Genomic DNA, 253 nt, shown 5'->3' with positions numbered 1-253 from the left:
CTTTTGTGTCCTAATAGTTTCCCATGTGGAATTTTCCCAGTTCTATATTTTCCTACAGGATATTGCCTAATATTGAAACCTAAGAAATCAAATCCGGGTTCCTCTGCTTTGCCGTTATACTCAATAGATTTGAGTGTATGGCAGATTCGAGTTTTTTCAGGTTTAATCTCTAATCCAACAGGCTTTAGCCATTCAGAAATAGCAGTTTTGCACTGTTCAATGATTCCTAAGTCTTTGGATATGACTACAAAAT

Annotated in this window: 1 pseudogene; it reads right to left on the bottom strand. The window is 36.0% G+C overall.

Going from position 1 to position 253, the window contains the following annotated elements:
• A pseudogene (locus tag P5674_RS26360) lies at positions 1-253 on the bottom strand (hypothetical protein); the annotation flags it as partial.

Source organism: Limnospira sp. PMC 289.06, assembly GCF_032350395.1.
Taxonomy (GTDB): Bacteria; Cyanobacteriota; Cyanobacteriia; order Cyanobacteriales; family Microcoleaceae; genus Limnospira; species Limnospira platensis.
Note: the sequence above shows the minus strand (reverse complement) of the source record. Positions and strands in the feature narration are given on the sequence as shown.